The sequence below is a fragment of the Bifidobacterium angulatum DSM 20098 = JCM 7096 genome, assembly GCF_001025155.1.
Taxonomy (GTDB): Bacteria; Actinomycetota; Actinomycetes; order Actinomycetales; family Bifidobacteriaceae; genus Bifidobacterium; species Bifidobacterium angulatum.
Genome location: NZ_AP012322.1, coordinates 123977 through 138181, shown reverse-complemented (window position 1 = coordinate 138181; position 14205 = coordinate 123977). Strand labels below are relative to the sequence as shown.

The 14205-nt window shown below is 60.2% G+C and carries 10 protein-coding genes; 4 read left to right on the top strand and 6 right to left on the bottom strand.

Features of this window, described 5'->3' with window-relative positions; translation table 11 throughout:
- Positions 1 to 49 precede the first annotated feature (49 nt).
- The 4 genes from BBAG_RS00505 (at position 50) to valS (ending at position 6001) form a co-directional block, all read left to right on the top strand.
- A complete protein-coding gene (locus BBAG_RS00505; RefSeq protein WP_033509117.1) occupies positions 50 to 799 on the top strand; it encodes a winged helix-turn-helix transcriptional regulator in 750 nt (249 codons plus the stop codon).
- 76 nt (positions 800 to 875) lie between these two features.
- Positions 876 to 1499: an endonuclease III gene (nth, locus tag BBAG_RS00500; protein WP_003825466.1), complete on the top strand. Its 624-nt coding sequence runs from the start codon at positions 876 to 878 to the stop codon at positions 1497 to 1499.
- 98 nt (positions 1500 to 1597) lie between these two features.
- Positions 1598 to 3136, top strand: a complete 1539-nt coding sequence (locus BBAG_RS00495) for an ABC transporter substrate-binding protein (RefSeq protein WP_003825463.1) — start codon at positions 1598 to 1600, stop codon at positions 3134 to 3136.
- Between the two features lie 81 nt (positions 3137 to 3217).
- Positions 3218 to 6001, top strand: coding sequence for a valine--tRNA ligase (valS, locus tag BBAG_RS00490; protein WP_033509119.1), 2784 nt, complete (start codon positions 3218 to 3220; stop codon positions 5999 to 6001).
- 254 nt (positions 6002 to 6255) lie between these two features.
- On the opposite strand, the gene BBAG_RS00485 is transcribed toward valS, so the two are convergent.
- The 6 genes from BBAG_RS00485 to gatB all read right to left on the bottom strand — a co-directional run bounded on the left by BBAG_RS00485 (position 6256) and on the right by gatB (position 14182).
- A complete protein-coding gene (locus BBAG_RS00485; RefSeq protein ID WP_003825460.1) occupies positions 6256 to 6648 on the bottom strand; it encodes a chorismate mutase in 393 nt (130 codons plus the stop codon).
- Positions 6649 to 6832: 184 nt separating this feature from the next.
- Positions 6833 to 8797 carry a transcription termination factor Rho gene (gene rho / locus BBAG_RS00480; protein ID WP_033509121.1) on the bottom strand — a complete coding sequence of 655 codons (1965 nt, stop codon included), beginning with the start codon at positions 8795 to 8797 and terminating at the stop codon, positions 6833 to 6835.
- 318 nt (positions 8798 to 9115) lie between these two features.
- Positions 9116 to 10735 (bottom strand): NAD(P)/FAD-dependent oxidoreductase, encoded by a 1620-nt coding sequence (locus BBAG_RS00475; RefSeq protein WP_033509122.1) that lies wholly within the window; start codon positions 10733 to 10735, stop codon positions 9116 to 9118.
- Between the two features lie 204 nt (positions 10736 to 10939).
- Complete coding sequence (locus BBAG_RS00470) at positions 10940 to 11254, bottom strand: DUF2469 domain-containing protein (protein ID WP_003825454.1); 315 nt, start codon at positions 11252 to 11254, stop codon at positions 10940 to 10942.
- A gap of 107 nt (positions 11255 to 11361) precedes the next feature.
- A complete protein-coding gene (locus tag BBAG_RS00465; RefSeq protein ID WP_003825451.1) occupies positions 11362 to 12414 on the bottom strand; it encodes a GNAT family N-acetyltransferase in 1053 nt (350 codons plus the stop codon).
- 271 nt (positions 12415 to 12685) lie between these two features.
- Positions 12686 to 14182 carry an Asp-tRNA(Asn)/Glu-tRNA(Gln) amidotransferase subunit GatB gene (gene gatB / locus BBAG_RS00460; RefSeq protein WP_003825450.1) on the bottom strand — a complete coding sequence of 499 codons (1497 nt, stop codon included), beginning with the start codon at positions 14180 to 14182 and terminating at the stop codon, positions 12686 to 12688.
- Positions 14183 to 14205 lie beyond the last annotated feature (23 nt).

The following is a 14205-nucleotide window of genomic DNA, read 5'->3' as shown; positions in this document are numbered from 1 at the left end:
CGTAAAATATCCACAAATCAACAAGCAAACCAGAAACAGGGGGTTTGACGTGACTGATCTGACGCTTATGACGTCCGCCGGCAACCCCGCTTCCGTGCTGCCCTCGCTTGCGCTGCTTTCCCATCGCATCCGCGTTCTTCCGATGGATGCCGCCAGCTTGGTGAAAATGCCTGAAAGCACGATTCTTTTTCTTGACGCGCGTGACGATCTGGCTACAGCTAAAACGCTATGCAATCTGATTCACGCCTCCGGATTATCCACGCCTATTGTGCTGGTGCTTACCGAGGGCGGGTTCACCGTGGTCAATTCGCAATGGGGTATCGCGGACGTGGTGGTTTCCACCGCTTCGCCGGCTGAGGTCGAAGGGCGACTGCGACTTGTGTCCGAACGTGGTAATGCGCCTACGAACGCGCTTCCCGCCATGGACGGCAACACCGCAACCGTCGACGGTCAGATCCGCTCCGGCGATCTTATTGTGGACACGAACGGTTACACCGCTTCCCTGCACGGTCATCCGATCGATCTGGCATACAAGGAATTCGAACTGCTTAAGTACCTGGTGCAGCACCCTGGCCGCGTGTTCACCCGCGCGCAGCTTCTGCAGGAGGTGTGGGGGTACGACTACTACGGTGGCACCCGGACCGTCGATGTGCATATCCGGCGTTTGAGGGCCAAGCTTGGCGGCGAATACGAGCATCTTATCGGTACCGTGCGCAATGTGGGCTACCGTTTCGACCCGCCGGATGAGCAGTCCGAGGAGTCCGCGGCAAAAACGGCGGCGCTTCCAGCCGATGAATAGCCGAATAATGGTATCCGAGACCTCTCACTCCGCCCCTGTCACAGGGCGGGAATCCCGTAAGGCCCGTCTGGAACGCATGCATGCGGAATATGCCATATTGTGCAGCACCTACCCCGAGCCCGAATGCGCGTTGCATTTCGAAACCCCGTTGCAGTTGCTGATCGCCACTGTGCTCAGCGCTCAGACCACTGACAAACGGGTCAATACGGTCACACCCGAATTGTTTGCCACTTATCCGAGCTGTTCGGATCTGGCCTGCGCCAATCCCGAGGACGTGGAACGCATTATCCGCCCGCTTGGGTTCTACCGCACGAAGACCAAGCATCTGCTGGGATTGGCTCAGGTGTTGGCCAGTCGCTTCGACGGCGAAGTGCCGAGCACCATGGATGAGCTGACCAGCTTGCCCGGCGTGGGGCGGAAAACCGCGAATGTGGTGTTGGGCAACGCCTTCCATATTCCCGGCTTTCCGGTAGACACTCATGTGATGCGCGTGACCGGACGGTTGCGTTGGCGCAGCGACTGGCGGCATGCCAATCCCAATCCAGTGGCCGTCGAACGGGAGATCACCGCCTGTTTCCCTCCGGAGCAATGGACCGACCTCAGTCACCGTCTGATTCTTCACGGACGCGCCATCTGCCACGCACGCAAACCGGACTGCGGCATATGCCCACTTGCGGACTCGTGCCCTTCCGCACGGTAGCGCCATGGCAACCGTCACAGCAACCGCTGCGCCAACCGTAACGGCAACCGCCACAATAACCGCCGGGGAACGGTACCCGCACCGATACACTGGAGCACATGTCGAAGAAGTCGCACAATCAGCAATCCACCGCAAACCAACTGACCCGTTGGCTGATATTCCTAGGCGTCTCGGCCGTACTGGCCCTGATCCTGCTGGTGGCGGCTCCACGGATCATGCATCGCAGCCTGTTCAGCGTTACCGACGGGGCATCGACCGGCACGCTCGCCGTAGGCGTTACGGACGTGCCCGACACACTCGATATTCGCACCGTGAACAACGCTTCGCTTGACCGTGTGCTTATCGGAAACGTGTACGAGACGCTGCTGGGCCGCAATAGCGACAATGGCATTACCGCCGGCCTTGCCTCATCCTGGAAGACCTCGGATGACGGGCTCACCCTCACTTTCACGCTGCGTAGCGGACTACGGTTCGCCAATGGCCACACCCTTGACGCGGCAAGCGTGGTGTGGTCGTTGCAGCAGGCGGTCTCGAACAAATGGCCTGGAGCGGATACCAAGCTCGCCGCCCTCGCCTCGGTGACCAACCCGAATGCCACGACCGTGGTCATCACTTTGAAGCAGCCGGATGCCACGCTACCGCGTACGCTCTCGGGGCGTCTCGGCATCGTATACGACAGCGCGGCAAATATCGACTACACCAATCAGGCCATGGGATCTGGCCCCTACCGCATCACGAACTTCACCCCAAGCCAGCGGATCGCATTCGCCGCCGTCAGCGGATCGACCGCCAAAACACATACCGTTACCGTCAGGAACTACAGCAGCAACTCGAATCTGTTGAAAGCCGCGCGATCCGGCGATGTCGACCTTGCGATTCCCTCCGACCCCGCATCCGCGGATAGCCTCGCGGATGATCAGAACCTGCGTGTTTCCGCGGGTACAAGCGAAAACAAGGTCACACTGCTCTACAACAACGATGCCGACTCCATTTTCTCCGATGTACAGGCACGCACGGCTTTGCGCATGATGCTTGACAAAACAGCGCTGCTCAAAGACCGGTCCGATGTGGCACAACCGTTGGGCGGACCCATCGGGCCACTTGAACCGGGCTATGAGGATCTCACCGGCCTGATTGCCCACAATGCGGACAGAGGGCGCCAGCTTATGAGCTATTTCTCATCAAGCTACATCGACACAATCAACCTGGTGACCAGCGAAACCTACGAGCCGTTGGCGCAAAACATCGCACATCAGCTGCAGGAGCAGGGAATCTCGGTCGAGGTTTCGGCCCTCAGCGACGCAGGCGTGCAGGATTGCCTCAGCAAGCGCAACTTCCAGCTGCTCCTCACCACCATCAATGGCGTGGACGGCACAGCCGATTTCGCCGATCCGAACGGACCGTCACGATACACGAACGCGGACGCGCAAGCGCAGTACACACAAGCCGTGCATGCAACCACGCAGGAAGCCTATGAAAACGGTTTGAAGGCATACGCGCGCACCGTCAGCTCCACTGCGGCCAGCGATTGGCTATATGCCCGCAAGACCGCCGTCATTGCATCCACACAGCTTGCCGGCTATTCGGCGCAGATGGCCGATGAGCGCCTGCCACTAGCCAACATTGTCAAACAATGATTGCCGAACGTCAACGCCCACTACCGCGCTATGGCGGAAAATGGCGCTTTCTTGTCATACAAAAGCCTTAAACTGGCGCGTATGACTGAAGCCAAATCCATCGACGCAAATCTGACCCCGTTGCCCGACAAAGTCGGCGTGGACGGCCTGGAAGATAAGTGGCGTGCCGTCTGGGACGACAACGGCACCTACAAGTTCAACAACACCCGCGACCGCAAGGCCGTGTACTCCATCGACACCCCGCCGCCCACCGTTTCGGGCCATCTGCATGTGGGCCACGTGTTCTCCTACACCCACACCGATGTGATCGCGCGATTCAAGCGCATGAACGGCTATGACGTGTTCTACCCGATGGGTTGGGACGACAACGGCCTGCCGACCGAGCGCCGCGTGCAGAACTACTACGGCGTGCGCGTGGATACGTCGCTGAAGTACGATCCCGATTTCAAGCCGCCGTTCGAAGGCACCGACGGCAAGAAGATCGACGCCAAGGACCAGGTGCCGATCTCCCGCAAGAACTTCATCGAGCTGTGCGAAAAGCTCACCGCCCAGGATGAGAAGCAGTTCGAGGCCCTGTGGCGTTCCCTCGGCCTGTCCATCGACTGGTCGCAGACCTATCACACCATCGGCAAGCACCCGCAGCGCGTGGCGCAGAAGGCGTTCCTGCGCAACCTGGCTCGCGGCGAGGCATATCAGAAGGACGCCCCCGGTCTGTGGGACGTGACGTTCCAGACCGCTGTGGCCCAGGCTGAGCTCGAATCGCGCGAATACCCGGGCTTCTACCACAAGGTGGCGTTCCGTTTCGAGGACGGCACCCCGATCTACATCGAGACCACCCGTCCCGAACTGCTGGCCGCCTGCGGCGCGCTGATCGCGCACCCGGACGATGAGCGCTACAAGCAGTACTTCGGCCAGTACGTCTACTCCCCGCTGTTCCACGTGAAAGTGCCGATTCTGGCGCATAAGGCCGCGGAAATGGACAAGGGCGCCGGCATCGCCATGTGCTGTACGTTCGGCGACGTGACCGACGTCGAATGGTGGCGTGACCTGAACCTGCCGCTGCGTTCCATCATCCAGCGCAACGGACGCATCATCATGGACGTGCCGGACTGGATCGAAAACGAGGAAGGCCGCAAGATCTTCGAGGAGACCGAAGGCAAGACCACGTTCTCCGCACGCAAGATCATCGTCGACCACCTGCGCGAGTCCGGCGACCTGGATGGCGAGCCGACGCCGACCAAGCGTATGACGAACTTCTACGAGAAGGGCGACAAGCCGCTCGAAATCGTCACCTCCCGCCAGTGGTATCTGAAGAACGGCGGCACCGACGAGAAGCTGAACGCCGAACTCATCGAGCGCGGCAAGGAACTGAACTTCCACCCCGACTTCATGCGCGTGCGCTATGAGAACTGGGTGCACGGCCTGAACGGCGACTGGCTGATCTCCCGCCAGCGCTTCTTCGGCGTGCCGTTCCCGTTGTGGTACCCGGTGAAGGAAGACGGCACCCCGGATTATGATCACCCGATCACGCCGAGCGAAGACGTTCTGCCGATCGACCCGACCGACGACGTGCCGGAAGGCTACACCGAGGACCAGCGTGACGTGCCCGGCGGCTTCACCGCCGAACCGGACATCATGGACACCTGGGCGACTTCCTCCCTCACCCCGCAGATCGTAACCCGCTGGGAGGAGCCTGGCGAAGAGAACCAGGCGATCTTCAACGCCACCTTCCCGATGGATCTGCGCCCGCAGGGTCAGGACATCATCCGCACCTGGCTGTTCTCCACCGTCGATCGCGCCCACCTTGAGAACAAGTGCCTGCCGTGGGCCCATGCGACACTGTCCGGCTGGATTCTCGACCCGGATCACAAGAAGATGTCGAAGTCCAAGGGCAACGTGGTGGTGCCCGACAAGCCGATCAAGCAGTTCGGCGCCGACGCAGTGCGCTACTGGGCCGCTTCCGCACGTCTGGGTCTGGATGCCACATACGACGAGGGCCAGATGAAGATCGGCCGCCGTTTGGCCATCAAGCTGCTCAACGCCACCAAGTTCGCACTGGCCATCGGCCGTGAGGACGAGAACCACCATGTGGCCGAAGCCGCCACCGCAACGTGGAATCCGGCAGATGTGACCGAACCGCTGGACCGTGCGGCCATGGCGAAGATGGCTCTGGTGGTACGCGAAGCCACTGCGGCGCTGAACTCCTATGAGCATTCCAAGGCGTTGGAAGCCATCGAGGACTATTTCTGGCAGTTCTGCGACGATTACATCGAGCTGGTGAAGAACCGTGCCTATGGCACCGCCGATGCCACTGGCAACGTGCCAAGCGAGACCGCGGTCAAGTCCGCACGCACCGCATTGGGTCTGGGGCTGGACGCGTTCGCCCGTCTGCTGGCACCGTTCCTGCCGTACGCCGCCGAAGAGGTGTGGAGCTGGATGCATGCCGGCGAGGGTTCCGTGCACCGTGCCGCATGGCCAACTCCGGACGTGTACGAGGCGGCTGCGGCGAAGGTCTCCCCGGAGCTGCTGGCCCATGCCGGCGAGGCACTGGCCGCTCTGCGCGGCATCAAGTCCAAGGCGAAGGTCTCGATGAAGACCCCGATCCTGTCCGTAACGCTGGGCGTGGCCGATGATGTGCGCGAATCCATTCAGAGCGCGCTGGGCGACATCGCCGAGGCCGGACGCGTGGTCGGCAAGATCAGCTTCGCCGGGGCCCTTGCCGCCGCCAAGGCCGTTAAGGCCACCGCGGATGCCGCCAAGGATGCTCTGGACAAAGCCAAGGCCGAAACCGAGGCCGCAGCCGAAGTGATCGTCGAGGAATCCGAACTCGGCGAGCCGCCGGCCAAGAAGCCTAAGAAGAAGTGAGTAAGTAAGTAGACACGAGATCAGCCCTCAAACTACCGACGCTCAGGGGTATCCCACCGTCGATGGTTTGAGGGCTGATCTTCTTTTCCGCAAACTACCGACGCTTAGGCCTACCTCAGCGTCGGTAGTTTGGGAAAGCAATTGCACGGGATGTCTGGAGATAGTCGTACGGATAACTGCTGTATTCAGTCCAGGCACCTGTCCCTGCGAGCATCTGGCATACGCATATCTCACACGTGGGCGTCACGCGGGAATCATGCGAACACATCAAGCACGCCCGGGTCTCCCCCGGCGTCGGCAATACGCTGATGGCGTTTCTTGGCTTCCGTGACCACGAATTCGCGGTACATTTCCGCAATTTCCGGATCAAGACCCGCATCAACGGCGATACGGTGCAAGCGTTCGATCTGGTAATCCTCACGTTTTGTGTCTTCCGGCGCGAATCCGGCGCCAGCCTTCAATACACCGACCTGAGAGGTGGCTTTGAACCGTTCCGCGAGCAACGAGACGATCGCGGAGTCGATATTGTCGATGGATTGGCGCAATGCCTTGATCTTTGCGACTGCCTGGGCAGTTTCCGGATGCTGTTCGGCCTGGGCCGAATCGATGGTGGTCTTCTGCCAGTCGCTATGTTCGGAATCACTCATACGGTTAGCCTACCCCACCGAATGGCCACAATCGGTTTCCAATCGAAGCACTACGATACGCCATGCGAAACGGCAAGCAAAGGGCGGGCCCGGGCAAAAACCGGAACCCGCCCAAACCCCTAGGGAAACCCAGATGGCGAACCCTGCGTAAACCTTATGCAGCCTTACGCGAACCTTGCGCCTCTCAGTTGCCGTTGGTGGCGTTGCTGGCGTTGGCCTGCTGCACGATCGCGGCAAGGAAGTCGCGGTTGGATGCCGTCTTCTTCAAGCGCGGCACCAGGGTCTGGTAGGCCTGCTCGGCTTCCATGCCGCCGAACAGACGACGCAGACGGTAGATGATCGGCAGCTCCTTCGGATCGGTGATGAGCTCCTCGCGGCGCGTGCCGGAGGCGTTCACATCGATGGCCGGGAACATGCGCTTTTCCGCCAGTTCGCGGCTCAGACGCAGTTCCATGTTGCCGGTGCCCTTGAATTCCTCGAAGATCACCTCATCCATCTTGGAACCGGTTTCCACCAGCGCGGAGGAGATGATGGTCAGGGAGCCGCCGTTTTCGATGTTGCGGGCGGCGCCGAAGAACTTCTTCGGCGGGTACAGCGCCTGGGCATCCACACCGCCGGACAGAATACGCCCGGAAGCCGGTGCCGCGATATTGTAGGCACGGGCCAGACGGGTCATGGAATCAAGCAGCACGACCACATCCTGGCCAAGCTCCACCAGGCGCTTGGCACGTTCGATGGCGAGTTCGGCCACGATGGTGTGATCGGATGCCGGGCGGTCGAAGGTGGAGGAAATGACCTCGCCCTGCACCGTACGTTCCATATCGGTGACTTCCTCGGGGCGCTCGTCCACCAGCACGACCATCAGATGCACTTCAGGATTATTGGTGGTGATGGCGTTGGCGATGTTCTGCAAGGTGATCGTCTTGCCGGCCTTCGGAGGCGATACGATCAGGCCACGCTGACCCTTGCCGATCGGGGAGATGATATCCATGATGCGGCCGGTGAGCTTGTTCGGCGTGGTCTCCTGCTTCAGGCGTTCCTGCGGGTACAGCGGGGTGAGCTTGTTGAACTGCGGACGGCCCATGGATTCCTCGACGCTCATGCCGTTGATGGAATCGATGGACTGCAGCGGCACGAACTTCTGACGCTGGTTGCGGCGCTCGCCCTCGCGCGGTGCGCGAATGGCGCCATGCACGGCGTCGCCCTTGCGCAGACCGTACTTCTTGACCTGGCCCATGGAAACGTACACGTCGTTCGGACCCGGCAGATAGCCGGAGGTACGGATGAATGCGTAGGATTCCAGCACGTCGACAATACCGGCGACCGGCACGAGATCGGCCTGCTGTTCATTGCGATCATTGCGATCGTTACGCTCGTTGCGTGCGGCATCGCGGTTGTCGTTCTCTGCATTGTCCGCGTTGCGGTCGTTACGGTCGTTACGCTCGTTACGATTGCGGCGCTCGTCGCGCTCATCGAAATCACGGTTGCGGCCACGCAGACGACGGCCACGACGGTCGCGTCCGTCGCGTCCCTCGCGGTTCTCACGCTCGCCGCGCTCTTCACGGCCACGATACGATTCCCCATCGTTGCGGGATTCCTGCTTACCGCCCGGCAGGGACGCAAGAATATCGTCAAGATCGCGCGCGGTCTCCTCGCTCGGCGCATCCTGATCCTTGCGATGACGACGACGGCGCACGTTGCCGGCGATCAGTTCCTCACCATCAAGCTCATCGTGAATGCGGCGACGCGGCTTACGCTCCTTGCGATCGCCTTCCTTCGCAGCGTCAAGATCCAGCGTGGCCAGCAGATCCACGGCTTCATGCGCCTTATCCTTTGCGGCGGTGCGGTCGCGACGGGTGGTATTCTCCGCAGTATCCGCTTGAGCAGGTGCGGCGTCGGACTGCTTCTTGGATTTGGCCTCGGCAGTCTTCTCGCTCTTGCCTTCCACAGGTTCAGAGGCCTTCGGAGCGCTGGTCTTCGGAGCTTTTACAGTGACACCGGCAGGCGCTTCGCCGCCGGAACGAGCGGCCTGAAGCGTAGCAAGCAGCTCCGGCTTGCGCATAGTGGAAGTGCCGCGCAGTCCCATCTGCTTGGCAAGCTCCTTCAGCTCCGGCAATTTCATGCTCTCAAGATCTTGGCTATTGGCCACGTTATATACCTTTCCACAGCATTCGCCAATCGTATTCCCTGACGATTCTGAAGAGTGATTGCGGCTTCACGCCGCGATGAGAATCCGTGGCAAACCATGCACACGAACTTGCTTCACTGTACAACGCCGCCCCGGACAACGCAACACGCTGTCATATCGTGGTTTCCGTACGCTTTTTGCATCATTGCCGACGTGCGTTGAAACGCCATGTTCCACCCCATCGTATGCGTTTCTATGCCAAGAGCGCACCCGAATTCCTTCGGCGTGCGCTCTTGGCATAGATAACGGCCTATCGGCGAATCATCGCTTTGCTACCGGCTACTTCTCCTCGTGGTAGGACTGGTCGGTGTTCACGGACCAGACGTTTTCCTTGGTCGCCTTGCCGGACTTGATATTGTCAACGGCCTCGATGGCGGTTGCCATGGAGTGATCCATGTTGTTGTAGCGATGCTGGCCGTTGCGACCCACGCAATACAGGTTGCCGAAACCGTCAAGATAATCGATGACCTCGTCGATACGGTCATACGTATCGAAGTAGGCGGGGTACGCCTTCTTGACGCGTTCGCGATGGGAATCGAGCACATCCTCCGGTTTTTCGATGACACCCATGCGCATCAGCTCGGAAATGGCGAATTTCACCGCGTCCTCCTCGCTCATGTTCCAGAAGGTGTCGCCTTCCTCGCAGAAGTACTCCAAGCCGATCCACACGGTATCGTCAACGTTCTTGACCAGATACGGGCTCCAGTTGTTGAACACCTGGATACGACCGACCTTGTAGCCCGGATCCTGCACGTAGATCCAGCAATCCGGCACGATCGGCGGATTGCCGAGGGTAGGAATGTCGGTGGTGTTTTCAAGCTTGAGATGGTTGACCAGCAGGCCGACGGTCACGAAATCGCGGTACGGCAGGCCTTCGGCCACCTCGGTGACGGCTTCGGGAGCGGCCTTGGAGCCGGTCGCCGCGGCCTCGGTATCGACACCCGCGGCGTCAATGGCCTCGACCAGATCCTTGACCGGCATGGAGGAGATGAACTGATCGGCGTTCCATTCGGTACGAGTGCCGTCGGCGGCCTCGGTCACCACGGAGGAGATATGGCCGTTCTGCTGGCGCACCTCGATAACCTTGGCATCGGTAACGACCTTCACACCCGCGTTCTCGCAGTTGGATTCCACGGTCTCCCACAGCTGGCCCGGACCATACTTCGGGTACCAGAACTCTTCGATCAGCGAAGTCTCGACCTCGGAATTATCACGCTTCTTCGGCAGCAGCTTCTGGAAGGCGTTCTTCAGCACACCCATGATGCTCAGGCCCTTGACGCGCTGCGCACCCCAATCGGCCGAAATCTCGGACGGGTGGCGCCCCCACAGCTTCTCGGTATAGCCCTCGAAGAACATGGAATACAGCTTGCGGCCGAAACGATTGATGTAGAAGTTCTCCAGATTGTCTTCCGGCAGCTTGTGCACCATGGACTTCAGGTAGCTGAATCCGGCGACCATGGTCAGCTTGAATCCCATGGCCTTCAAAGTGCCCACGCTCAGGGAAATCGGATAATCCAGGAAGTGCTTGTTCCAGTAGATGCGGGAGACGCGGTGACGCTTGAGCATCACCTTGTCTTCGACCTCGGGGTCCGGGCCGCCCGGTTCCATGTCATGCTCGCGATTGAGCTTCTTATCATCGTAGGAGGGCGCACCCTGCAGCGGAAGCGTGTTCTTCCACCAATCCATGATGCGATCGTCCTTCGAGAAGAAACGGTGGCCGCCGATATCCATGCGGTTTCCATTGTGCTTCACGGTGCGGGAAATGCCGCCGAATTCATGGGTTTCTTCCAGAACAGTAACGTCGTACCTATCGGCACCGCCGTCCTTGATCAGTTCCCAAGCCGCGGTCAGGCCAGCAGGGCCACCGCCGATAATCACTACGGACTGCTTGTCGGTCACGTCCAATCTCCTTACGTCAAATCATGCATATTCTACTAGAGCCTAAGGAACGACGCCCGGCACCCCGCCGGTTCCACATCCTTCCTCCATACATGGCACTGACCATGCCCGCTCTTCCCAATGTGCCACTATAGATTCCCCATCGGTCAAAACCGGACGAGATTCCGGGTGAAGCCGACGTCACAGGCAGTACGGTAAGGCGGCTCAACCCATATCGTCCGGAATGTCGATATCCGTTTTCTGCACTTCCTCGACGTTCACATCCTTGAATGTCACAATGCGCACATTCTTGACGAAACGGCTTGGGCGGTACACATCCCACACCCACGCATCCGTCAGCTGCACGTCGAAGTAGACGTCCTGGCCTGCGGACCGCACGTTGAAATCGACCTTATTCGCCAGGTAGAACCGGCGCTCGGTCTCCACCACGTAGGTGAACAGTTTGATGACGTCGCGGTATTCCTTGTACAACGCCAGTTCGGCGTCGGTTTCGTAATTATCGAGATCTTCGGCGCTCATTCCTTTGCTTTCATGTTCCTATGGCGCTACGGCCATGATGTGCCCGGCCCGCATGCGGGCTGTTTGTTCCAATGCTTCAGACCCGGCCACACGGGGCCAGTGCGAGTCTACTTGCCGTTGTTCCTTTTGCGGCCACGCCCCAGCGTACGCCACCATGCGCCCTTTGACGTCTTGGACTTGCCCTGCGCATACGGCCAGTTCGAGCCCTCGTCGTCGGAAGCGGCACCAGCGGAGACGGCACCGTCTTTACCTGCCTCAGGCTCATCATGTTGTGCATCATCGCCGCTCACCTTGCCGGCAGACGACGAATCCACATCCGCAGCAACGGGGGCGGGAGCCGCCATATCGCCGCCAGCCGTTCCCGATTCCGCCAACGCCCCCTGCTGGATGGCGATGGAATGCTCACGGGCGGCCATGGCCTCTTTCACGCCGGGATTGTCTTCGATCACATGCATACCGAACGCGTCAAGGGAGCGAATCGGATCGAACTCGTCCACCAGAGTGTCCATAACAATCAAATCCTGATAACGATTCTGCGCAGCGTTCCACAATGCGTCACGCGAACGGCCGGACGGCATGAAGCCAAGCGACTGGTAGACGGACACGGAGCGCGTGTTCTGTTCCGGAACCGCAACCCAAATACGATGCATGCCAAGACCCGCCGGCTCAGGGGCGAACCCATAGGTCATCACACGGGGCATGATGTCGCGCGAATAGCCACGGCCACGGTAATCCTGACCCAGAATCACCTGAATGCGCGCGGAACGGGCCCAGCCGTCGATATCGATCAGGAAGATCATGCCGATCACGTTGTCGCTTTCCGCGGCGTCGATCTCGCCATCGCCATCATGATCGCTTTCGGTGATAATCGACCATGCGATGGTGCGGCGAGCCTCAGGATCGCCCACACCGGATTCAGCCGGCGCCTCGCCCTTGCTCCAAGCCACGGAACGACGCACCCAGGCGTGCACGGCGGCACGTTCGGCCACGCGATCCTTGCCGGTAATGCCAGAAGCCCCCGGATAGGCATCGATCACATCCATCCTGTCGAGGTCTTCGACGGTAGCCGGGCGCAGACGCACCATTTCACCGCGTACGGGAGGGATGGCGATACTGGCCGGCAGCTCTCGGGATTCCGACTGTGCAGCATTATCTGGCATGTGTATTTCATCCTTGCGTCATTGACATCGTGTGGTTTGCCCACATCCATTCCGACGGTATTCTACCCGACTGGAGGATTGCTGGGAACACAATAGGATAATAGGCGCATAACGCCCACGAACCGGCGCGAAACCAATAAACGATGGTTTCCTCGTCGTTTTCGACGCATACGCATCGCAACAAAGCCATGCGGGGCGTGCGCCGGTTTCCCAGCACACGCCCCGCATGATCGGCGGGCCGGAACCCGCCAAAGGATCGAGTCAGATCACATCACTTGATCTTGCTCATAACCACCTTGGTGACGGCCTTCGCGTCGGCCTGGCCGCGCGTGGCCCTCATCACGGCACCGATGATGACACCCATCGGCTTCATATTGCCGCTCTTGAGCTTCTCGACAACATCCGGATTGGCGGCGAACGCCTCATCCACGGCCTTGTCGATCAAGCCATCGTCGGAAACGACCTTCAGGCCGCGCTTCTCGACAACTTCGCTCGGCGTGCCTTCACCGGCGAGCACGCCGGCAACGGTCTGCTTGGCAAGCTTGTCGTTCAGCTTGCCGTCGGCGATCAGCTTCTCGATCTCGGCAACATCGGCCGGAGTGATCGGGAGCTCCTCCAAGGTCACGCCCTTGGCGTTGGCCTCGCGGGAAAGCTCGCCCAGCCACCACTTGCGCGCACCGGCTGCGGTAGCGCCCTCAGCCACGGTGGCTTCGATCAGATCAAGCGCATCGGCGTTGAGAATGTCGCGCATCTGCACATCGTTCAAGCCCCATTCGGCCTTCAGGCGGTTGCGGCGTTCACGCGGCATCTCCGGCATCTGAGCCTTGATCTCTTCGATATGCTCCTTGGTGATGTGCAGCATCACCAGATCCGGATCCGGGAAGTAGCGGTAGTCGTCGGCGTCGGACTTCACACGGCCGCCGGCGGTGGTCTGCGAAGCCTCATCCCAGTGGCGGGTCTCCTGCAGGATCTCGCCGCCTTCGGAAAGAATCTGCGCCTGACGGCGAATCTCGTACTGCACGGTCTTCTCGATGCCACGGAACGTATTCACGTTCTTGGTCTCGGAACGGGTGCCGAACGGATCGCTCGGGTCGCGGCGCAGCGACACGTTCACATCGGCACGCATGTTGCCCTGCTCCATACGCGCGTGGGAGATGTTCAGCGCACGCACGATGTCGCGGATGGCACGCATGTAGGCACCGGCGATCTCCGGGGCACGCTCGCCCACGCCTTCGATCGGCTTGGTCACGATCTCAATCAGCGGCACGCCGGCACGGTTGTAGTCGACCAGGGAGTGGTCGGCGCCCTCGATACGGCCGTCCGCGCCACCAACGTGGGTGTTCTTGCCGGCGTCGTCCTCGATATGCGCACGCTCGATCGGCACACGGAAGATGGTGCCGTCGTCAAGCTCGACATCAAGATAGCCGTTGCCGTTGGTCGGCTTGTCGTACTGCGAGATCTGGTAGTCGCGCGGCATGTCCGGGTAGAAGTAGTTCTTACGGGCGAACTGGCTCCACTCGGCAATCTCGCAATGCAGGGCGAGACCCAGCTTGATCGCATAGTCGACGGCGGTCTTGTTGACCACCGGCAGGGAGCCTGGCAGACCCAGGGAGACCGGGGTCAGCTGGCTGTTCGGCTCGCCGCCGAAGGAGACCTCGGCAGGGCAGAACAGCTTCGTCTTGGTGGACAGTTCCACGTGGGTTTCCAGACCGAGCACCGGGTCAAACTGCTTGACGGCCTCGGAGTACTTCATCAGTTTTTCAGCCATGATGATTCCTTTAAATCCTTTCC